The organism is Flavobacterium sp. (assembly GCF_025352425.1).
Taxonomy (GTDB): Bacteria; Bacteroidota; Bacteroidia; order Flavobacteriales; family Flavobacteriaceae; genus Flavobacterium.
Window position 1 is genome coordinate 1 of the sequence record NZ_JANXTI010000074.1, and the last position, 20,289, is coordinate 20,289.

Consider the following 20,289-nt stretch of genomic DNA (forward strand, 5'->3'; position numbering starts at 1 on the left):
AATCTTTTGAAGGATTTAAAACAAGAATTTTAGCTAAAATAACAGCATTAACTTTGGTTCAATATATCAATAAATTCATATTTGATAGACCAATAAACAATATTAAAAATCAAATTATTTAATTACACCCAACGGGTTATAGATAATAATAATATAGGTTTGTGTGGTGCTTTTCCAAGCGTTTGATTAGATGCGCGATTAAGTGACTGTAATTGTGTTCTGTACTTTTGAATTAGGTCATTAATTGTCATATCCATTAAATTTTCAGTAAATCTAGTAATTATATCTTTTGACTAAATCCCTATCTCAATTAATACTCCCTTTTTAACCCACCAAAAAAATTTTAACAATTTTGTGACCAAACCATTAAAAAAATTTAAAATAGTCACAAAAATTGTGGCAAACTTTTTGATAAAAGTAACATGGTCACAAATATGTTAAATTTTGCAATGAAGAAAACTACTATTACTATCACCTCCTTATTGGGACTTACACACAAACAAATGGCGTTGCTTTTACAGGTAAGCCGCAGCCAGTGGTCTATGTACGAATCGGGGAAACGCCATTTGCCCCTCAAGGCAAGACAGCTTTTAGCTGAAATGATTGGCTTTTTAAAGTTCGAGGACAAGGGAGCTAAGGTACGGCAGCTGGTTATGGAACAGGAAGAAGCGGAGAAAAAGGACTTAGAGAAACAGCTTAGGGCGAACGATGACCAGCTGTATCTAATTGGCAAAGCGATAACCCAAATCGAGGTAAAATACAACGGGAACCTTGCCGCCATAGGGTTTGTGGACTATATTGCAACCCTGCCACACACCAGACAAAAACTGGATGGCGAGCTGTTAGAGATCATAGCATCCGCAGCCGAGAGAGCCATAAGGAAATCGGGCATGGCCAATCTTAAGGCATTGCGGCGGAAACAGGAACTGCTAGAACTCGAAAAATTAATTATTGGCTCCGCACTCAATAAAGTGACTAAAAACCTGCACGAAATAAGGGCTTAACGTCCTTCTTATAATTATAGATATCATAGTTAACGTGTTAAATATTTCTTAAAAACGTATGTTTTTGTAAGTTTTGGCATGCAGTTTGTCTTTTGGCATGTATATAAATTTTTAAATATTTAACATTATGATTTACTCATTACAAAATTTAACACAGACAGTGGACTGTGATGTGTTATTAAGTCGGGCACAAAAAAGAAAAGCCGATCTGAACCACAAAAGGTATTCAGAAGAGGGCTTAACAGTAAAGTACGGCGAAACGTCGGCGGAGGTAGAGGCATCCTTACAGGTGATTCTTGCAGAAATCGCCGCCGAAAAAACAATTATTGTTACGCTCCCGGATGGTCCTACAAAAGAGGAACACATCTACAAGAAAAAACAACTGGAGTATAAACAGTTGGTGCTGGAACATCGTAAGGAAAGCTACGGCGCGGTAGCGTTACTGGAACAGGAAATGGATTTAGGAATTCTGGATCAGGAAATTGTTGAGGTAAGTGCCTTCATTGATGCTGTCACTACAAGGAAACAGGAACTTGCAGCTTAACTGCTAGCCCTGTAAATTTGAAAGCCGTCCTTTTTGGGTGGCTTTTTTTATGGCCCATAGGAAAAATAAACGATACAGAAGTACGCTTTTAGTGTACTTTTTTTTTGATTGGTGCCATTGTACTTTGTTATCCATTTCACTAGTTACCCTTCAGGCAACCTCAAACAACAAATCTAAAATTCAAACCCATTAATCATATAAATCAATCACCAAATGTTATAACTGTGGATATGCCGTTTGAACTATCTTGAGCGTAATAGGGAATAGTTAAACGACCAGGAAATAAATATGGAGACATCACACCGCAATTACGGGCTTTCTAAAGTTAAGGAAGAAAATTTTAATGAAGAGGTATTCCTTAATCCTATACCGCGTTCTGTGCTACGGCCGAACGCATTTATTATTCTTGATGGGGAATGGCGTTTTTCGGAAGATCATGACGGAAGCGGATTGCTCGACAAGTGGTACAACGGCCATGAATATACCGATACCGCTGCGTGGCCCGGCTCAATAGAAGATCACATCACAAAGGTGCATGGCGCCGCAGCAGATCGTGTGTGGCATGATAAAATAGTGGTTTGGTATGAGCGGGATTTTCCGTTGCCGCACGCTGAAAAGGGGGAAAGCCTCAAAGAAATGCTACAGCTTACTTTTGGCGCCTGCGGCTATGAGACACGTGTTTGGCTTAACGGATTTCCGTTAGAAACTATTGAAGGTGAAGAAGTGCACCAAGGCGCTTACACCTCATTCTCTTATGAACTCGATGCCATTAAGCTGCGTCCGGTGAACAGGCTGACGGTTCGCATTGCCGATACAATGGACCCTGATACGCCACGCGGCAAACAGGAATCACATGTGTATAAGCGTGGCGGAATTTGGTACCAAACCTACAGTGGCGCAGTGCGAAGCGTTTGGCTCGAGACAGTAGAGCGCAACAGGTTAAGGTCGCGTGTGGGTGCCATAAGTTTTATTGAGGACAACCTGGTGCGATTCAATTTCACAACGCGTATCCATGATCCGGGCACGTATACCCTGAAATTAAAAATTTACCCTAAAGAGGGCGACCGTCAGCTACTTTTGGCCGCTGACGAGTACATACTTAATTTAGACGTAGGTCAGAAAGGTCAGCGGATTGTTATTCAGATTCCGAACGGGGAGCTTTGGTCTCCTGATCATCCGTATTTATATAAGCTCGTGGCGCAGCTGGTGGATTCCAACGGCCATATTGCCGAAATTGAAACGGTATTCGGGATGCGCAAGATTGAGTCGCGCGGCAGCCGGATATATTTAAATAACAATCCGCTATACCTTGATGGCATCCTTTACCAGCCTGGAACGGCTACCTACGAAGAGATAAAATTGCATATGAAGGCGATGAAAGCGCTCGGGTGTAATTTGGTTCGGATACACATTTCGGGCGTAGACCCGCGCATCTACAATCTTGCCGATAAAATTGGCATACTGCTTTGTGAGGTTCCGAGCACGCACCAATCTAACGACATCAGTCGGGAAAATCACAAAGGGGAACTTTTACGAATGCTCGCCTTGCTGGGGACGCATCCATCCATTGCCATCTGGAGCCTTTACAACGAAGATTGGGGCGCTCAGGATATAGCTACAAGTCCGGAAACGCGGCTGTATATTATAAATCTTTATAACTATATGCACATCACATATCCGCAGTTTCTTGTGGTAGATAATGACGGCTGGCAGCACATTTCTTTTGAGGGCAAGTTGAAGTCAGACTTGCTTACTGTGCATTTATATACACCAGACATTGAGCATTGGCGTAATTTACTCGATGGGCTTTGTGAAGGACAGCTTAACGGAGTTGCAGCTTTTCCGCTGGTTGTTGGCGACCCTTTTTTTTACCGCTCGCAAGTACCTTTGCTTGTAAGTGAATGGGGCGGATTTGGATTTGAAAATTATGGAGGTCCGGAAGGCGATTCAGAACGGACCCGCCTTATTGGCCTTTTCAAAAAAGAACTAAGAAGACGACCGATAGCAGGCGATATTTATACGCAAGCCACCAACATTGAAGACGAAAAAAACGGGATTATCAATGCCGAAACTGGTGAACTAAATGTGTCGCCCGGTTTGCTGAAATCATAAAAATAAAAAAGCCCAATACTTTCGTATCGGGTTTTTTAGTAGTGTAAGAAACGGGATGTTACTTTATAATCCCGCACAATCAGCTTCACCAAAAGGGCCATCCTCATCAAATAGGTCTTCTATATAATTAGGATTCAAATTTCCTTCATTCAAGGAGCTTTCGAAGTAAAGTACGTATGGATCTTGTGTTGTCATAAGTGTAGTTTTTAAATTTTGTTTGTTTTTATTTGTGAATGATAATATTATGATGCCAATGGCAAATGGTACACTAATGTTGAAAGTTGTTGCTGTATGTCGATATTGCTTTCTATGTAAAGCTGTTTCTTTAAACTTGACATTATTTCATATTTTTTTTCTTCGTCCAGGTTGCTCAATCGGGATTGCAATATTGCCAACGTAGGGTATTTGTAAGGTGTCGATTTAAGTCTGTTGATAATGTAGCGTGAATCCATAATTATTTATTTTAATATTATTTTGACTGTTATTTCTTTAGCAAAACTAGGTCTGTTCAAGAATTATTTGTTACATTATTATGCCCATACATTACATAATTTCATTGCAGGAGCTTAATATAAAAGTAGTGGCTTTTTTATTTATTGTTGAGTTGATTTCCAATGATGCAACTGTTGCACCAACGTTGAAAGCGGCAAGAGTATGTCCATATTACTTTCTCTATACAATTGTTTCTTTAAGCTGATCAGGATTTCATGTTTTTTTTGTTCGTCAAGATTGCTTAGTCTTGTTTCCAGTATCGCTACTGTTCGGTATTTGTATGGGGTTGATTTAATTCTCTCGATAATGTATTCTGAATCCATAATATCGTTATTTAGTGGTTACTATTCTAAGCTAAAGTTACCTATATACTACCTATTCTATGTTATACTATTCTTTCAATAGCTTACAAATTTCCGTTGGAAAAATCTGAGCACGAACCAACTAACAATAACCAGCGCTTCTGTAGAAATAAAAAAAGGACTGCCTTTTGGGGCAGCCCTTTCTAATTAACGCAATCAGCAATGCATTATGCAATTTCAATTCGTTTTGCCGGTTTAGGCAATGCTTCCTCTTTTTTCGGAATGGTGAGATAAAGGATGCCTTCGGTATATTGTGCGTTTATCTTGTCTACATCCACAATATTCTCGGGCAGCGTAAAGGTTCTTCTTAGCGATTGAAAGCTGAATTCCTTTCTGTGGTAATTATCAGAATCTGTTTCAGTTTCGAACTGTTTTTCAGCAGAAATAGTAAGCTGGTTTTTATCCACTTCTATTTTAAAATCTGCTTTTGTCATTCCCGGTGCCAACATTTCGATGGCGAAGTTTTCGGTAGTTTCCTTAATGTTTACTGCCGGAATTACCGCATTGCTTTGGTCAAAAAAATTATGATTCCCTTCATTAAAAGCATCGCGATTAAAAAGGTTGTTTAAAAGCATTGGCCAGCTGTTGTTAATTACGGGCAGTCTTTTTAAAGTTTCCATGATAATTTAAATTTTTAAAGTTAGACAATGATTATTTTTTTACTTCCCAAACAAGTTTTGTGCCGATGGTATTTTTGGTGAAAAAATGACAGGATTTTTGCGCTGTCATTAAAATAAAAATGACATTTTTTCAGAAAACAGATGCTCCAAAGTTGTCTTTGGGGCGTAAGCAGCAAATAAAAATTAAATCTTATCCAGCGCCTTTCTTTTAATACTTCCAATTTCTTTAAAATACGTTGGCGTAAGGCCTGTAATTTTCTTGAATTGGTTGGACAGGTGTGCCGCATTGCTGTATTCAAGTTCAAAGGCAATTTCCGATAAGGTAAGCTGGTCATAAATCAGCAGCTCCTTGGCTTTTTCTATACGTTGTTCTATAAAGTAGTTTTCTATTGTCCTTCCTTCTACAGCCGAAAACAAACTGCTCAGATAGGTGTACTCGTGGTGGACCTTATCAGATAGGTATAAGGAGAGCTTTAATTTTCCGTCTTCATTAGAGACCTCGTTCCTTGCCCTTTTTATAATGAGTTGTTTTATCTTTTCGACGAGGCCGCCTGTCTGGTTGTCAATCATTTCAAAACCCACATTGTAAAGTTGTGTCTTTAAATAGTCTTTTAGTTCCCCGGATATTTCCCCGACTAGATGTATTTCCCCAAAAGTTACTTTTTGAAATGGTATTGCAGCGGTTTCCAAGATAGACTCAACTGCCATCACGCAGCGTTGACAGACCATATTTTTGACTAATAAGGTGGTAGCATTCATAGGGCAAAGTTACTGATTATTTGACACCAATAAATAAGCCGTCATTTTTACGGAACGGCTTAGTTGATTACTTATGGATACGGTTAGTTACCGGCTCCGCAGGCGCAGTTGTCTCCACAATTGCAGTCAGTACAGGTACAATTCGGATTGTTACAAATAGCGTTTTTCTTTGCTGGTGCACATTGGCACGTTGAGCGTGTTTTCATGATAATTGCTTTTTATGTTATTATTATGCTGCAAAGATATAGGGACGCAATAAGACAGGTATTGTAAAACTTTGGGTTGCGATTGTATAATTTTGGGTTATCTATTTTTCTACCCAAATTAAATCCCTAACTGGATTTTGGTATTGTGTTGTATATTTTCTACCACAATAAAATCCCTAACGGGATTGTAATTTTCTGCTAAATAAGAATATAACGGAGAAGGAGAAGCCCATGCGTAATATAATATTGAATCCCTTTAGTCTTATATATCCCTTTAGGGATTTCATCTGGGTAGCCAAAATGTATAATATGATGAAAAATCCCTTTAGGGATGATATAAATTACATTGGCTCTTTAAATAAATAACGTTCATCATACTCAACCTCAAATAAATGTAAAAACTCTAAATATTCCTCTCGGAAAGTTTTCACTGCATGATGTTGCTCTTGATTTTTAATATAATCAATAACAGAAGCTACTTGAGATTTAGAATATGAAAACGCACCATAACCTGCTTGCCATTCAAATTTTACCTTTAAAAATTTCTTTTCATTTATCCATTTTGAAGAATTTCCTTTAATGTCTTGCAATAAATCAGAAAGTGATTGTGTCGGACGCATGCCAATAAATATATGGATATGATCCGGCATACCATTAATAGCTAACAGTTTATGGTTGTGATATTTGATTATCCCCGATATGTACTGGTAGAGTTCGTTTTTGAACGAGGAATGTATTAATCCGTTACGGTGTTTTACTGCAAAAACCGTTTGAATGTGAATTTGTGTATAGGTATTTGCCATTTTATATCATATTAGCATTTATAATAATATACCATCCCTAACGGGATTTTGGTATTGTGTTGTATATTTTCTACCACAATAAAATCCCTAACGGGATTGTAATTTTCTGCTAAATAAGGAAATAATGAATAAGGATTAGTATACTTTTTATGTACTTTTTAAGAAAGTGGTAGTTCGCCCAATTAAGATATTAGTTTCCAAAATAAATTCTAGGTTTAAGCAATTGGGATACCGAGTACGGAACTACATTCAGGTTACTTAATACTAATTACGATGGATCAGGCTTTGCCATTAAATTAATAATAATAACCAATAATTAGGCGATTTGGCATTAAAAATTCGTAACTTTCAGCAATTTCCCGCATTCATGAATATATCCCATTTAGTCGAAAAGGAATCCATTACGATTCTAAAGCCAGCAAAAAAAGATATACTATACTATACTATACTATACTATACTATACTATACTATACTATACTCTTGAAATAAGCGCTGAATTAAATGTCCCGACTAATCTCCCCGACAAAAATAATTAGCAGTTCCTTATTATGACATATAGGAACAAGATAATAGGCACCGTTTAGCGGAGTCTTACAGTTACAAATTAATTTAAAACAGTAAAAATACAATGTTATGAAAGAACCGGCTTATATTATTGCCATTGGTGCATCGGCAGGAGGGTTGGAAGAGATTAACACCTTTTTTGACCATACACCTCTTGACAGCGCGGCATACGTAATCGTGCAGCATCTTTCCAGTAGTTTTAGAAACAGGATGATCGAAGTATTGGCAAAACATAGTAAGCTGACCATCAAGGAAGCGGAAGAAGGCATGAAGGTGTATGCCAATGTGGTATACCTTATCCCTAACAATAAGTTCATGACGATTAAGGACAGAAAACTGTGCCTTACGGATAAAAGCCAGGTGCAGGGTCCGCATCTCACTATAAATACGTTCTTTAAATCGCTTGCCGCCGACTGTGGTATAAAGGCAATTGGCATAATACTCTCAGGCTTTGGTTCTGACGGAAGTGAAGGAATCAAGGACATAAAACAAGCCGGAGGGATGATAATTGCCCGAAACCCCGAAACGACACAATTCAACAGTATGCCCGCAAATGCCATCGCTACTGATATGGTTGATTTTATCCTCGAACCCGAATTTATGCCAAGGGCAATTGAGTCCTACATCCATCATAGTGAAACCATGAAGGTGGACAGCCGCAATGAAGAAAAAGCAATGGAGCGGATTATAGAATACCTCGCGAAAAAATTGCCTTTCGACTTTTCCGATTATAAAATGTCAACCATTCTTCGCAGGACTAAAAGAAGAGCAGTAACCCTAAACCTCTATGACCTGGACAAATACCTCGAAATTTTAAAAGAGTCTCCGGAAGAACTAAAAGCTCTTGCCCAGGATTTCCTGATTAGTGTAACGTCTTTTTTCAGAGATATTGATTCGTTTGAACAGATTAAGAAAAACGTACTCCCACATATATTGGGAAGCCTCGGACCCAATGACGAAATTAAAATTTGGGTTGCCGGTTGCGCCACCGGGGAAGAGGCCTATTCGCTTGCGATAATGCTAAAAGAACAATTAACAGGAGACTTTAAGGATAGGGTAGTAAAGATTTTTGCTACTGATATTGATTCCGCTGCTTTGATTACAGCCGGAAAAGGAAGTTACCCAGCCGAGAGGATGAAGAATGTAAGTGAATCGTATTTAACAACCTATTTTGATATAAAAGGGGATAATTACGTCACAGGCCTGAGATTCGCAGAATGTTGATTTTTGCCCAACACGATCTTGTGAAGAATCCGCCTTATTGTAACATGCATTTAATAAGTTGCCGTAACGTCCTCATTTATATGGCTCCCGCATTACAGGCAAAAGTATACGCCATGTTACTCTTCGGACTAAAGACTAACGGATATTTGTATTTAGGGACAAGCGAAAGCCCTTTAACTATCATGGATAGTCTGGAAGAGGTTAACAAAAAATGGCGTATTTACAAAAGCCTTAAAAATAAACGAAGTGCTACTTTTGAAACGTTTTCACTTCCTGAATTGCTTGATGTACGCCGCAGTGGTTCCTACAACAGGGAAGATACTGTGAAGCACATGACCAATTTAATGACAGACAATGTGAATACGGTACTCGCTGAATCAATGAATTATCTTGCCATATGTGTTGATCAGGAAAATACGGTTTTAAAATCTTATGGGAATACAGCCAAATACCTGGTTCAGCAAAATTTCAATAACAATTTGATCGAATTACTTCCCAAACCGCTTGCTGTCGCCTATAATGCCTTAAGTAAAGAAGTACTGAAGACTGATGTGACAACCAACGTGAAAGGCATAATGGTTAAACAAAACAACACGGCGATGGCCGTTAACCTTTCTGTAAGCCCGTTACTGCTTGATAGTGGACATAAAGGATTTGTTGCTGTTTTTAATGATGAGACTTCGCTAAGCTCAAAAAAAGAAAATTATCCCGTTTTCGATGAAAAGGAATACCACACCAAATATACCGATACACTGGAGGAGGAATTAAAAAAAGTTAAATCAGAATTGGTTGACGCTTATGAAAAACTCGAAACTTCCAACGAAAATATGCAGTCCTTTAATGAGGAATTGATTTCTTCAAATGAGGAAATGCAGAGTACAAATGAGGAAATGCAGTCTGTTAACGAAGAACTGCATACCATTAATGCCGATTATCAGTTAAAGAATAAAGAACTTCTGGAAACCAACGACGACCTTAACAATTATTTCCGCAGTAATATCAATGGTCAGCTTTTTATCGATAACGAAATGAAGCTGATGAAGTTTTCTCCCGGAGCGGTCAAGCACATCAACTTGCTTGATACAGATATCGGACGGCCAATAACCCACATTTCAACAAACATTAAATTCGAGACCATCATTGCCGACACCAAGTTGGTGCTCGAAAAAGGCGTCGTAATCAGCAAAGAGATAGAAGCTGAGAATGGTAAGTGGTATCAGATAATGATCATGCCTTACATACAGGCAACCCACAGAAATAAAGGTGCCATTATTACATTCAACGATATTACCGAGTTAAATCAGACGCAAACAGAATTGAAAAGGAAAAACCAAAGCCTGCTCCGTATAAATGCCGATTTAGATCATTTTATCCATGCCGCATCGCACGATCTTCTTGCGCCATTAGGCAATATCGAAGCCAGTATCAACATATTGAATGAAGAATTACCCCAGAAGGAAGTTGCGGTTTCAGAATTTTTAGGAGTGATTAACAATTCCATTCGGACATTCCGTTCATTGATTAACGATATTGCCACTATCGCAAAAGTTGAAAGTGACATGATTGTAACCGAAGAAGTAAACCTAAACGAAATAATAGATAATATCGAATGGAGCCTGAGAAACGAAATGGCAGAAGCAAAAATTAAAATAGTCAGGAATTTGGAAATCCCTTCAATTCAGTTTTCAAAGAAAAACATGAGGAGTATACTATTCAACCTGATTTCGAATGCGATAAAATTCCGCAGCAAAAAATCACCGATGATTACCGTAAGTACCTTTAATGAAGGAGATTATTGCGTTTTAACCGTGGAGGATAACGGAAAAGGGATACCAAAAGAGTCACATGATAAAATTTTCGAAATGTATGGAAGGCTTCATCAGGATATTGAGGGCAGTGGCATCGGACTCTATCTCGCAAAAAAAATAGTGAATGCCGCAGAAGGCAGCATTAGGGTGGAAAGTGAGCCCGACAAAGGGACAAAATTCATTATCCGCTTAACGAACCAAATACACAAAGTCTTATAATCATCCTGCCCCAAAGGCAATGATAAAATAAATAAAATGTTTAGCATAAAGCAAAGTACGCGTTCAAGTGGCGGGATGGGTGAAATTATCAGCTCTAATGATTGGAGTGCGACACCTATAGGCATTATCGAAATATGGCCTTTGGCCTTGCGTTCCACACTTGGAATTATGCTCAACTCAAAATTTCCTATGTTCCTGTTTTGGGGAGACGAATTAACCTGCTTTTACAATGATGCCTGTCATCTTTCCTTAGGAATTGACGAAAAACATTCCGACATTCTGGGGAAACCCGGCGCCGAATTGCTTCCTGATGTATGGGTCATTATTTTGCCGATAATAGAGGAACTGAAAGCTACCGGAGAGGCTTCCTGGCATGAAGACCAATGCTTTCCCATTCAAAGAAATGGAAAAATAGTGGATACCTATTGGACATCAAGCTACAGCCCTGTCAATGATGAGTCAGGTAAATTTGAAGGTGTCTTGGTGACTATGAATGATGTCACCGAGAAAGTAGAAGTGCGAAAAAAATTGGTAGACGTTGAAGGGCGAACGAGACTCGCGACAGAGATTGCGGAGATTGCCACCTGGGAACTTGACCTTCAGTTACATAACTTGGTTCATTCCGAGAGTCTTGCGACCATATTTGGGCATGATAGCAGCGTAAAACTTAGCTATGAAGGGTTAATGGAGCAAATAAACCAGGAGGACTTGGTTGACATTGTGGATAAGGCTTTCCTGCTCGCAATGCGCACCGGAATTTATAAATATGATGCACGTATTATTAAACAAAATGGTGAACGGGGCTGGGTACGTTCACATGGAAAAATATTTTTTGATGCCAACGATGAGCCTTTAAAAATAGTAGGAACCCTGATTGATATAACGGAAGAGATCAACCGAAGGGAAATTTTGATGAAGAGCGAGTCAAAGTTCAGGTTACTGGCTGATTCGATGCCACAGCTTGTCTGGACAGCCGATGCTGCTGGAAATCAGAACTATTACAACCTTTCTACATTTACATATTCAGGCATGACCACTTTTTCTATAAAAGATACCGAATGGCTTATGCTTGTCCATCCGCATGAAAGGGAAGAGTATAAGGATAAATGGGAAAAAGCGATAGCAACGGGTGACGATTTTTTATTTGAGCATCGATTACTCCGCCACGACGGCGAATATAGATGGCAGCTTAGCCACGCCCTTGCACAAAAAGATACATTGGGAAATATACAAATGTGGGTGGGGACAAGCACAGATATACAAGCACAGAAGACCTTTACTGAAGAGTTGGAAAAACAGGTTTCGGAGCGTACTGCCGAATTGGAAAGTAGCAATCAAAACTTGGTAAAGATGAATATTGAATTACAGTCCTTTGTATATGTTTCAAGCCATGATTTGCAGGAACCCCTTCGAAAAATACAAACCTTTATCAGTAGAATTACGGATACTGAAGAAAGTCAACTTAACGTAAAAGCCAAAGAACATTTCCAAAGAATTACTTCAGCTGCCAAAAGGATGCAGTCATTGATACAAGACCTCTTGGATTATTCCCGGACAAATTTGACAGATAAGGTTTTTGTTCTCAAAAACCTACATGATATAGCTGAAGAAGTTTTGGAAGATTACAGTGAAATAATTATGGATGCCAAAGCCGTAGTAACACTTGATGATTTAGGTGAGGCAAAAGTAATCCCTTTTCAGTTCAGGCAGCTTTTGAGTAATCTGATCGGAAATGCATTAAAATTCACAAAACGAGGCACTGTTCCTCACATTGATATAAAAGGAAATCGTGTCACAGGGGAAAGCATTAAAAGTTTGGGAGCAGACACCAATTTAATGTACCACCACATAAGTGTTGCTGATAATGGTATCGGTTTCGACATGGAATACAGAAAGAAGATTTTTGAAGTGTTCCAGCGTTTGCATGGCAAAGTGGAATATTCAGGTACAGGTATCGGTCTGGCAATTGTAAAGAAGATAGTAGAAAACCACAACGGAATAATAACAGCCACAGCAACCTTAAATGAGGGAGCAACCTTTGATATTTATATTCCCGAACTGTAAAAATTAAGGAAGAATTTAAAATCGCTACAGTCAATCTTAGACAAGAAAGTGTCGTATGAAATTTAGCAGACAATTCCATGATTTCTTTGAAAGCGAAAAAGCGGGCGGACTCATTTTAGTATTCGTGACGCTCCTTTCCCTCGGCCTTGCGAACTCGGTATGGCAGACAAGCTACATTAATTTTTGGCATCTCGACTTGGGTGGCTATAACATCGTACATATAATCAATGACGGGCTAATGGCAATTTTCTTTTTACTCATCGGATTAGAGCTGGAGCGTGAAGTGTATGCCGGTGAACTTTCATCGGTAAAGAATGCGTCACTTCCCATCTTTGGTGCGTTGGGCGGGATGTTAGTTCCGGCCGGACTTTTCTTAGCGTTCAACTTCGGGACGCAAACACAATCGGGCGCAGGTATCCCAATGGCAACGGACATTGCATTTGCTATTGGCATTTTATCTTTATTAGGCAATCGGGTTCCTGTTTCCCTTAAAATCTTCCTGACAGCTTTGGCGGTAATGGACGACTTGGGAGCAATAGTTGTTATTGCTATTTTTTATACCAAATCATTAGCGTTTACAAATTTATTTATTGCTTTAGGCATTTTCGGGTTGCTTTTAATTTTAAACCGCCTGAAAGTGCGAAATCTGATTCCGTATTTAATTGGCGGTGTATTAATGTGGTATTTTATGTTACACTCAGGAGTTCACGCAACAATAACGGGTGTGCTTTTGGCTTTTGCAATTCCGTTTGGTGACGGGGAAGAGAAATCGCCGTCATTTATAGTTCAACACTTCTTACATAAACCTATCGCCTTTATTATTCTTCCGTTGTTTGCATTAGCCAACACTTGCATTGCAGTAGGCGACGATTGGCAAAGCGGTTTAAGCCAAACAAACAGTGTTGGTATTATCGTTGGACTAGTAGTGGGAAAACCTTTCGGCATTTGGCTTTTTTCATTTATTGGCGTTGGCTCGGGGTTGTGTGTGCTGCCGACAGACTTGAAGTGGAAAAACATTATCGGTGCGGGTTTCTTAGGCGGCATCGGGTTTACCATGTCTATCTTTATTACGCTTCTTGCATTCGACAAAACAGACATTGTAAATAATTCTAAAATTGCGATTCTCATCGCTTCATTTATCGCGGGGACAATCGGTTTTATTTGGCTCAGGCTGACACTTCAAAATAAAACTCCTTTACCGGCAGACTCCTGAACCTACCAGCTACAATATGTTGTTCCCATTTCAAATAGGGAACCTGTTTTAGTTTAGTGATAATGCCAAATCAGCCGTGCATCTTCTCTGTCAAGTACTTCCAATAGCGTTTTGGCACGTGCCTGATATGCAGTTTCATGTTTTTACGGGCTTTAATGTTGGTGCTTTTAAAGTAATCATTCCATAACAAACTGGTATTAATAGGAGCCCTCAAAGATAAGGAATAGGATGATGAGGTCGCATTGCACAAATGTTAATGTGAGGATTCGTCACAAGTCGATTAGAAATAATGAATCGAAAACTTTAAATTTTATATCTTTACTTTAGTAGAAATACAAATTAAAATAAGATGCTTGAAAAAATATACAATCTTCCGACCCCATTTCAAATTGTTAGTGACCCCGCATCCATTATTGTTATTGCCATATTTCTTTGTTTTTTAGTTGCAGAGGAATTATTTCCCGGCAGACCTTTACCCCGCATCCGTTATTGGAAAATTAAAGGTATTTGTGTGTTTATTATTTATTTTTTTCTTTCCTCTTATCTTCCCTTACTATGGAACGATTATTTTGCTAAATATCAAATTTTGGATGTGTCTTCATTAGGCGATTACTGGGGAGCTTTGGTCGCCTTATTGGTTTACGAACTAGGCGTTTACTTCTGGCATCGTTCAATGCATCAAAGTAACCTGCTCTGGAGGGTCTTTCATCAGATGCATCATAGTGCCGAACGGGTTGATACCTACGGTGCGTTCTTTTTTAGTCCAATGGATATGATAGGATTTACCTTTCTTACAAGTCTCGCTATGGTATGGATAGGCTTCTCCGCGCAGGCAACTATTTATGCTATTTATGGCGCCACATTCTTAGCGGTTATTCAACATGCCAATATCAAAACACCGCAGTGGATTGGGTATGTTTTTCAGCGTCCCGAATCGCATTCACTACATCACGAAAAAGCAGTTCATGCGTATAATTATTCCGATCTTCCAATATTTGATATTATATTTGGAACATTCCGAAACCCTAAAGACTTTGCGCAGGAAACAGGGTTTTATCATGGCGCATCGTTTAAGATTGGCAAAATGATTCTCTTTAAGGATATTAATAAAGAATAAAAGCCGAAGCATAAAAACTGCGGAATGACAAGCAACAACTCACTATGAAATGGATATGCTTCTTATTGATATTACTCCTGGTCACCTCCTGCAAAAAGCAGGAGGTGATAGAAACCCATGATGTTTTAAAAACAAGCGATACGCTGCCTGAGCCCACTAAAACCAAGCCCATAGCAGAGATTCCCAGGAAATATTCCAATGAACGTTTTAAGGATGTGACTGTAGAAAGCGTAGGAGAAAATAAATTTCGGGTAAAAGGCAAAGGACAAATTTTTGAAGCAAGTTTTAGCTGGGTAATTGAAGATGGACATAATGAATTGCAAAAAGGTTTTCAGATGACAGATGCCGGTGCTCCGGAATGGGGCAATTTTGATTTCACTATTGAAGCCTCCAAAAAAGAAGAAAACTCCACTTTAACGCTGATTTTATTCGAAGCAAGTGCCAAGGATGGTAGCCGACAATATGAGTTGCCAATAGCTTTGGATTAATACCTACTGATTTCCCCTGCCATTGCATAAGCAAGACGGAAAAGGGTAATGTGGAGGGGTAAACATCAAACCGCCTTAATCACATACGTTACAATCCCCCAAACGATGAGTTTGTTGTCTTCGATGACTTTGATGGGTTGAAAGGCGGAGTTCTCGGGCATAAGCAATATGTAATCTTTCTCAATTTTAATTCGCTTTACTGTAAATTCCCCGTCGATAACACAAACTGCAATTTTTCCGTCTCTTGGTTCTAGGCTTCTGTCGATAACCATGATGTCACCGTCGTCTATGCCCGCACCCGTCATTGAGGAGCCATCAGCTTTCGCATAAAAGGTAGCTTCAAAATTTTTTACCAGTACTTTGTCTAAGCTGATTTTGGTTCCATCAAAATCGGCCGCGGGTGATGGAAAGCCTGCTTTGATGCCACCTGAGAAATAAGGAAGTTCTTTGGAGTTTTCCAAATCAGGAGTAAAGAAGGAAAGCTTGTTTTTCAACGACATGGTATTTCCAGTATTTCGTTAAAATCGGTTGTATATTTTTTGGACAGATGGTTTTGATTCATAATCCAGGTATGTTGCAAATCCTGATTTCCCAAGCGTATTTTGCGTTCGCCCGTTTTTTTATAATAGTCATCCATCACTTTCATGAGTTTCAAATGCTTTGGGTTTTCTTCTTCAAAAAGATGAAACTGTTTTTGGTTTTCGGGAATCAATCCAGTTACGATTACTCCCGCTTTCAGATAAGTTTCCCCGGATTCATGGAGTTTCTTTAAAAGTGAAACAGCTACGCTACTAAGTGTTAAACTTGAATTGCTGGCAAAAGACAGTGTTTCCATCTGACTGAAATAATACCGTTTGTCCCGGTTTTGATATTGGTCTTTGACTAGTATCACGATTACAGTGTGGCAGCAGGAATTTTGTTTGCGCAATTTTTCGGCACAGACCGTTGCAAAAGTCGAGATGCGTTCTTTGATATCATTAATATTAGAGAGTTTCTTTTTAAATGTTCGCGTGACGGCGATACTTTTTTTATCTTCCAAAGGGTTGTCTAATGTCAAAACCGATTTGCCTTCAAGTTCACTTTTTAACCGAAGACCGATGACACCCATTACGCTCTTGATAAAACTTTCATGTTGCGGTAAGGTAAAATCGTAAGCGGTATTGATGTTCCTGGTTTTCATTTTCTTTTTTAAACGGGAACCAATGCCCCACACATCTTCAATCTTGGTCCATTTCAAGGCTTTTATGCGCTTTTCCGTGGAATCTATCACATATACACCTTGGGTTCTTTCGGGATACTTTCGGGCAATTTTATTGGCGACTTTGGACAAGGCTTTAGTTTCGGCAAAACCAACGGAAACCGGAATGCTGACCCATTTTATAATGCGGGTTTTCATCTGTAACCCATACTCGTGAAAATCGGTTATGGTTACGCCCTCAAAATTCATAAAAGCTTCATCGATGCTATATTCTTCCACATGTGGCGTAAAACCTTTTAAAATGGTCATTACCCGCTGACTGACATCGCCATACAAAGGATAATTGGAAGAGAAGACAAGGATATTTTTGGCTTTTAGTTCCTGTCTCACTTTAAATTCGGGTGCGCCCATAGGAATACCGAGTGCTTTGGCTTCATCGCTACGCGATATAATACAGCCATCATTATTGGATAAAATAACAATAGGTTTCCCTGCCAGTTGCGGCTGGAAGACTCGTTCACAGGAGGCGTAAAAATTATTGCAATCTACTAAAGCATACATGGGATAAAATTAAGGATTTTGTAGCGGAACAAAAGTTAATTTTATGAATTGTTGATAACAAAAAAGCCCGTCAAAATTCCTATTGATGGGCTTCAGTGTATTTTTAAATAGTCTCTTTTAGTTTAATAAATTTGTCACTAATGATGGATAGATTCCCATTAAAATATTTAGTAAAATAGCAACAACCGCTACAGCATAATATACAAAAGGAACTGCCTTTTTATCTTCGGAAGCTTCCTTGGTATACATAGCCAAAATAAGTTTGAAGTAGTAACCTACGCTTATGATTGAGTTAAACACAGCCGCAATCACAACAACGAAATAACCTGCTTTTATGGTTTGGGTAAACAACATGAATTTGGCAAAGAATCCTGAGAAAATCGGAATTCCGGCCATTGATAAAAGTGATGCCGTTAAAATAGAAGCCAACAAGGGATTTGTTTTTCCTAATCCGTCAAAGTTGACAATATCTTCATTGTCTTTGTCTTTGGTCACATAAATGATTACGGCAAATGAAGCGATACCAGCCAAAGCATAAGCGGCTGTGTAATACAATAAAGTAGCACCGGCGGTCGACATACTAAGCAAAGCCATAAGCATAAAACCGGCATGGGAAATACCCGAAAATGCCAACATACGTTTTACATTTTTTTGACGTAACGCCATGATGTTTCCGACAGTCATGGATAGGATTGAAATTATTACAATAAGCAATTCTACTTTTTCGGATAATTCAGTTAAGCCACTCAATAATTTAAAAAGCGTAGCCATAGCAACTACTTTTGCCAAAGTACTCATTGTAGCGGTTGTCATCGAAGGCGATCCTTCATAAACATCGGGTGCCCAAAAATGAAATGGTGCAGCCGCAATCTTAAACAGCATTCCGATAATGATGAGCGTGATTCCAATTGGAAACCAAACCGGTAATCCCGCACCCTGAGACAGGTCATAGATTTCTGCCATATCGAAATAACCTGTAGCGCCATATACTAAACAAATTCCAAACAGAATTATTCCCGAGGCAAACGAGCCCATTAAGAAGTATTTCATTCCGGCTTCGTTGCTTTTTACATCCAATCTTCGGCTTGCCGCCAAAATGTATAATGAGATGGACAACACTTCAATTCCTAAGAAAAACATAGATAAATTTCCGAAGGAAACCATAGCAACCGCACCGGATAAAAGGAAAATCTTTATGGCAATAAAATCAGAAATCTTGGTTGGATGGTCTTTGTAAAAATCGCCACTCAAAGCGACTAAGAAAATAGTCAGAATAATAAACAAACTTGAAAACGCGACAGAAAACTTGTTTACTACAATCATATTGTTGTAGAAAGAATTAGGACTATTAAATTCCGATATCGTAAGTCCAAGAATGGCTAATAGTCCAAGAACAGCAACCGGAACCAATAGCTTTCTTAAATTAAAGATTTCAGCGATGAGGCAGAAAACGCCTAAACCTGATATGGCAATTAATGTATTCATTTTTGGACTATCTATTTATGTTTGATAAAATTTCGTTTAAACTTGGCGTTACCAAATCGACTATCGGTTTTGGATACAATCCGAAGAATAATAAAAAGGCAATGATAAGGATTAACGTTATTGCTTCATTTGGAGTTACGTCTGCAAAAACTTTCGCATTGGTTTCGCCCAACATTGTATTTTGGAACATTTTCAACATATAATATCCGCCCAGGATAATGGTCGTTCCGCCAAAGATTACAAACCAAATATTAATTTGACTTAAACTGTATAAAACAGTAAACTCTCCAACAAAGTTGAATGTTCCCGGTAAGGCCACCGAGGCTAAAACCAAAATCATAAACATCGAAGAGAATTTCGGTGTTTGTGTTCTGATACCTCCCATTTCGTCAATAGTTCCGGTTTGATATCTTCTGTAGATGATTTCCGCAGCAAGGAACAAACCAACAATAACAAAACCATGTGCAATCATTTGTGAAACAGCTCCGCTTAATCCGTCAAGCGTTAAAGTATAGCAACCTGCAGCGATTAAACCAACGTGTGCCAATGAGGAATAAGCCAATAATTTTTTCAAATCCTTTTGACGCAACGCTACGATTGAACCATAAATTACTCCGGCAATACTCAATCCAATCAGCAACGGCATATAAGTTCTGGCAGCATCCGGCGCGATGGGCAATTGCCAACGGATAACGCTGTACAATCCCATTTTAAGCATAATTCCCGATAAAAGCATTGTTCCAACTGTTGGTGCTTTTTGGTACACTTTTGCCTGCCATGTGTGGAAAGGAATAATCGGAATTTTAATAGCATAAGCTAAGAAAAAGGCAAAGAAAATATAGCATTGCTCTGTAGCCGATAAATCTAATTTATATAAATCTTCTAAAAGGAAACTATCCGCTTTTGAGTATAAATAAGCGAAAGCAACCAGCATGAATAATGAACCTCCTAAAGTATAAATGAAGAATTTCAATACAGCCTTTTTACGTTTTTCAGCGTCACCATGACCCCAAATAAGTGCAATAAAGTAAATCGGAATCAACGCTAATTCCCAGAAGATATAGTACAATAAACCATCAGCGGCCAAAAAGGTTCCGGTCATAGCAAATGCCATGAATAGGACTAATGAATAGAAATTTTTACTGTTATTAAATGAATTTCCAAAGGATGAAAAGATAATTAATGGAGTCAAGGCTGTAGTCAATAAAACCATTGCCATTGAAAGCCCGTCGGCTTTAAACGCTAAGGCAACTTTTGGAATGTCAATCCAGGCAGAAATGAAACTTATGTTTCCTCCATTGCAATACACTGACAATAAATTAAGCGTTGCGGCAAGTGCTCCCAAACTAAAAATAAGCGCCACTTTGGAAGCCCATTTATCTCCTGAAAAATAAGTTGCTAGTGAACCGGCAAGAAGTAAAATTAATATAGTAGTTACATCCATC

At 38.8% G+C, this 20,289-nt stretch carries 20 protein-coding genes and 2 pseudogenes; 10 read left to right on the top strand and 12 right to left on the bottom strand.

The features are described from left to right. The 4 genes and pseudogenes from Q0Q99_RS09745 to Q0Q99_RS09760 all read left to right on the top strand — a co-directional run. Window positions 1-122 (top strand): annotated as a pseudogene (locus Q0Q99_RS09745) (IS982 family transposase); the annotation flags it as partial. Window positions 123-449: 327 nt separating this feature from the next. Then, on the top strand, window positions 450-1,004 hold the full coding sequence (locus Q0Q99_RS09750; RefSeq protein WP_293894991.1) for a helix-turn-helix transcriptional regulator: 555 nt from the start codon (window positions 450-452) through the stop codon (window positions 1,002-1,004). Window positions 1,005-1,131: 127 nt separating this feature from the next. Next, the gene (locus Q0Q99_RS09755; RefSeq protein WP_293894994.1) at window positions 1,132-1,548 is read left to right on the top strand and encodes a hypothetical protein; all 417 of its coding nucleotides are present in this window, start codon (window positions 1,132-1,134) and stop codon (window positions 1,546-1,548) included. Between the two features lie 288 nt (window positions 1,549-1,836). Next, window positions 1,837-3,660: a glycoside hydrolase family 2 protein gene (locus Q0Q99_RS09760; RefSeq protein ID WP_293894997.1), complete on the top strand. Its 1,824-nt coding sequence runs from the start codon at window positions 1,837-1,839 to the stop codon at window positions 3,658-3,660. A 63-nt stretch (window positions 3,661-3,723) separates the two neighbouring features. Here Q0Q99_RS09760 and Q0Q99_RS09765 read toward each other — a convergent pair whose 3' ends face one another. From Q0Q99_RS09765 to tnpA, 7 genes are all read right to left on the bottom strand, one after another. After that, window positions 3,724-3,855, bottom strand: a complete 132-nt coding sequence (locus Q0Q99_RS09765) for a hypothetical protein (protein ID WP_293895000.1) — start codon at window positions 3,853-3,855, stop codon at window positions 3,724-3,726. 47 nt (window positions 3,856-3,902) lie between these two features. Then, complete coding sequence (locus Q0Q99_RS09770; RefSeq protein ID WP_293895003.1) at window positions 3,903-4,112, bottom strand: hypothetical protein; 210 nt, start codon at window positions 4,110-4,112, stop codon at window positions 3,903-3,905. A gap of 141 nt (window positions 4,113-4,253) precedes the next feature. Next, window positions 4,254-4,475, bottom strand: a complete 222-nt coding sequence (locus Q0Q99_RS09775) for a hypothetical protein (protein ID WP_293895006.1) — start codon at window positions 4,473-4,475, stop codon at window positions 4,254-4,256. A 206-nt stretch (window positions 4,476-4,681) separates the two neighbouring features. After that, window positions 4,682-5,134, bottom strand: coding sequence for an Hsp20/alpha crystallin family protein (locus Q0Q99_RS09780; protein WP_293895009.1), 453 nt, complete (start codon window positions 5,132-5,134; stop codon window positions 4,682-4,684). A gap of 183 nt (window positions 5,135-5,317) precedes the next feature. Further along, entirely contained in the window at window positions 5,318-5,893 is a 576-nt protein-coding gene (locus tag Q0Q99_RS09785) for an AraC family transcriptional regulator (protein ID WP_293895012.1), read from the bottom strand. An 83-nt stretch (window positions 5,894-5,976) separates the two neighbouring features. Continuing rightward, window positions 5,977-6,099: a hypothetical protein gene (locus tag Q0Q99_RS09790; protein ID WP_293895015.1), complete on the bottom strand. Its 123-nt coding sequence runs from the start codon at window positions 6,097-6,099 to the stop codon at window positions 5,977-5,979. A 341-nt stretch (window positions 6,100-6,440) separates the two neighbouring features. Next, on the bottom strand, window positions 6,441-6,902 hold the full coding sequence (gene tnpA, locus Q0Q99_RS09795; RefSeq protein WP_293895018.1) for an IS200/IS605 family transposase: 462 nt from the start codon (window positions 6,900-6,902) through the stop codon (window positions 6,441-6,443). A 634-nt stretch (window positions 6,903-7,536) separates the two neighbouring features. Here tnpA and Q0Q99_RS09800 point away from each other — a divergent pair. Genes Q0Q99_RS09800 through nhaA form a run of 4 tightly spaced genes read left to right on the top strand, consistent with a single transcriptional unit; the run spans window position 7,537 to window position 13,995 of the window. Then, window positions 7,537-8,691 (top strand): chemotaxis protein CheB, encoded by a 1,155-nt coding sequence (locus Q0Q99_RS09800; RefSeq protein ID WP_293895021.1) that lies wholly within the window; start codon window positions 7,537-7,539, stop codon window positions 8,689-8,691. Next, complete coding sequence (locus Q0Q99_RS09805) at window positions 8,685-10,718, top strand: ATP-binding protein (RefSeq protein ID WP_293895024.1); 2,034 nt, start codon at window positions 8,685-8,687, stop codon at window positions 10,716-10,718. The genes Q0Q99_RS09800 and Q0Q99_RS09805 overlap by 7 nt, the downstream gene beginning before the upstream one ends. A gap of 36 nt (window positions 10,719-10,754) precedes the next feature. After that, on the top strand, window positions 10,755-12,782 hold the full coding sequence (locus Q0Q99_RS09810) for a PAS domain-containing protein (RefSeq protein WP_293895027.1): 2,028 nt from the start codon (window positions 10,755-10,757) through the stop codon (window positions 12,780-12,782). 55 nt (window positions 12,783-12,837) lie between these two features. Further along, window positions 12,838-13,995 (top strand): Na+/H+ antiporter NhaA, encoded by a 1,158-nt coding sequence (nhaA, locus tag Q0Q99_RS09815; RefSeq protein ID WP_293895030.1) that lies wholly within the window; start codon window positions 12,838-12,840, stop codon window positions 13,993-13,995. Window positions 13,996-14,065: 70 nt separating this feature from the next. Here the strand turns inward: nhaA and Q0Q99_RS09820 are convergent. Beyond that, window positions 14,066-14,182: pseudogene (locus tag Q0Q99_RS09820) on the bottom strand (DUF4130 domain-containing protein); the annotation flags it as partial. Between the two features lie 162 nt (window positions 14,183-14,344). On the opposite strand from Q0Q99_RS09820, the gene Q0Q99_RS09825 reads away from it, so the two are divergent. Both Q0Q99_RS09825 and Q0Q99_RS09830 read left to right on the top strand, forming a co-directional pair. Continuing rightward, complete coding sequence (locus Q0Q99_RS09825) at window positions 14,345-15,112, top strand: sterol desaturase family protein (RefSeq protein WP_293895033.1); 768 nt, start codon at window positions 14,345-14,347, stop codon at window positions 15,110-15,112. Between the two features lie 44 nt (window positions 15,113-15,156). Then, a complete protein-coding gene (locus Q0Q99_RS09830; RefSeq protein ID WP_293895035.1) occupies window positions 15,157-15,600 on the top strand; it encodes a Gmad2 immunoglobulin-like domain-containing protein in 444 nt (147 codons plus the stop codon). 65 nt (window positions 15,601-15,665) lie between these two features. On the opposite strand, the gene Q0Q99_RS09835 is transcribed toward Q0Q99_RS09830, so the two are convergent. From Q0Q99_RS09835 to Q0Q99_RS09850, 4 genes are all read right to left on the bottom strand, one after another. Beyond that, complete coding sequence (locus tag Q0Q99_RS09835; protein ID WP_293895038.1) at window positions 15,666-16,100, bottom strand: LexA family transcriptional regulator; 435 nt, start codon at window positions 16,098-16,100, stop codon at window positions 15,666-15,668. Next, entirely contained in the window at window positions 16,091-17,359 is a 1,269-nt protein-coding gene (locus Q0Q99_RS09840; protein WP_293895041.1) for a Y-family DNA polymerase, read from the bottom strand. Before Q0Q99_RS09840 ends, Q0Q99_RS09835 begins: the two co-directional genes overlap by 10 nt. Before the next feature lie 117 nt (window positions 17,360-17,476). Next, window positions 17,477-18,844, bottom strand: a complete 1,368-nt coding sequence (locus Q0Q99_RS09845; RefSeq protein WP_293895044.1) for an NADH-quinone oxidoreductase subunit N — start codon at window positions 18,842-18,844, stop codon at window positions 17,477-17,479. Between the two features lie 7 nt (window positions 18,845-18,851). Next, window positions 18,852-20,288 (bottom strand): NuoM family protein, encoded by a 1,437-nt coding sequence (locus Q0Q99_RS09850; RefSeq protein WP_293895110.1) that lies wholly within the window; start codon window positions 20,286-20,288, stop codon window positions 18,852-18,854. Window position 20,289 lies beyond the last annotated feature (1 nt).

Excerpts from the sequence above, each read along its gene's own strand:
- Q0Q99_RS09750 (WP_293894991.1), top strand. The coding sequence starts at position 450 with ATGAAGAAAACTACTATTACTATCACCTCCTTATTGGGACTTACACAC.
- Q0Q99_RS09755 (WP_293894994.1), top strand. The coding sequence starts at position 1,132 with ATGATTTACTCATTACAAAATTTAACACAGACAGTGGACTGTGATGTG.
- Q0Q99_RS09760 (WP_293894997.1), top strand. The coding sequence starts at position 1,837 with ATGGAGACATCACACCGCAATTACGGGCTTTCTAAAGTTAAGGAAGAA.
- Q0Q99_RS09765 (WP_293895000.1), bottom strand. The coding sequence starts at position 3,855 with ATGACAACACAAGATCCATACGTACTTTACTTCGAAAGCTCCTTGAAT.
- Q0Q99_RS09770 (WP_293895003.1), bottom strand. The coding sequence starts at position 4,112 with ATGGATTCACGCTACATTATCAACAGACTTAAATCGACACCTTACAAA.
- Q0Q99_RS09775 (WP_293895006.1), bottom strand. The coding sequence starts at position 4,475 with ATGGATTCAGAATACATTATCGAGAGAATTAAATCAACCCCATACAAA.
- Q0Q99_RS09780 (WP_293895009.1), bottom strand. The coding sequence starts at position 5,134 with ATGGAAACTTTAAAAAGACTGCCCGTAATTAACAACAGCTGGCCAATG.
- Q0Q99_RS09785 (WP_293895012.1), bottom strand. The coding sequence starts at position 5,893 with ATGAATGCTACCACCTTATTAGTCAAAAATATGGTCTGTCAACGCTGC.
- Q0Q99_RS09790 (WP_293895015.1), bottom strand. The coding sequence starts at position 6,099 with ATGAAAACACGCTCAACGTGCCAATGTGCACCAGCAAAGAAAAACGCT.
- tnpA (WP_293895018.1), bottom strand. The coding sequence starts at position 6,902 with ATGGCAAATACCTATACACAAATTCACATTCAAACGGTTTTTGCAGTA.
- Q0Q99_RS09800 (WP_293895021.1), top strand. The coding sequence starts at position 7,537 with ATGAAAGAACCGGCTTATATTATTGCCATTGGTGCATCGGCAGGAGGG.
- Q0Q99_RS09805 (WP_293895024.1), top strand. The coding sequence starts at position 8,685 with ATGTTGATTTTTGCCCAACACGATCTTGTGAAGAATCCGCCTTATTGT.
- Q0Q99_RS09810 (WP_293895027.1), top strand. The coding sequence starts at position 10,755 with ATGTTTAGCATAAAGCAAAGTACGCGTTCAAGTGGCGGGATGGGTGAA.
- nhaA (WP_293895030.1), top strand. The coding sequence starts at position 12,838 with ATGAAATTTAGCAGACAATTCCATGATTTCTTTGAAAGCGAAAAAGCG.
- Q0Q99_RS09825 (WP_293895033.1), top strand. The coding sequence starts at position 14,345 with ATGCTTGAAAAAATATACAATCTTCCGACCCCATTTCAAATTGTTAGT.
- Q0Q99_RS09830 (WP_293895035.1), top strand. The coding sequence starts at position 15,157 with ATGAAATGGATATGCTTCTTATTGATATTACTCCTGGTCACCTCCTGC.
- Q0Q99_RS09835 (WP_293895038.1), bottom strand. The coding sequence starts at position 16,100 with ATGTCGTTGAAAAACAAGCTTTCCTTCTTTACTCCTGATTTGGAAAAC.
- Q0Q99_RS09840 (WP_293895041.1), bottom strand. The coding sequence starts at position 17,359 with ATGTATGCTTTAGTAGATTGCAATAATTTTTACGCCTCCTGTGAACGA.
- Q0Q99_RS09845 (WP_293895044.1), bottom strand. The coding sequence starts at position 18,844 with ATGAATACATTAATTGCCATATCAGGTTTAGGCGTTTTCTGCCTCATC.
- Q0Q99_RS09850 (WP_293895110.1), bottom strand. The coding sequence starts at position 20,288 with ATGGATGTAACTACTATATTAATTTTACTTCTTGCCGGTTCACTAGCA.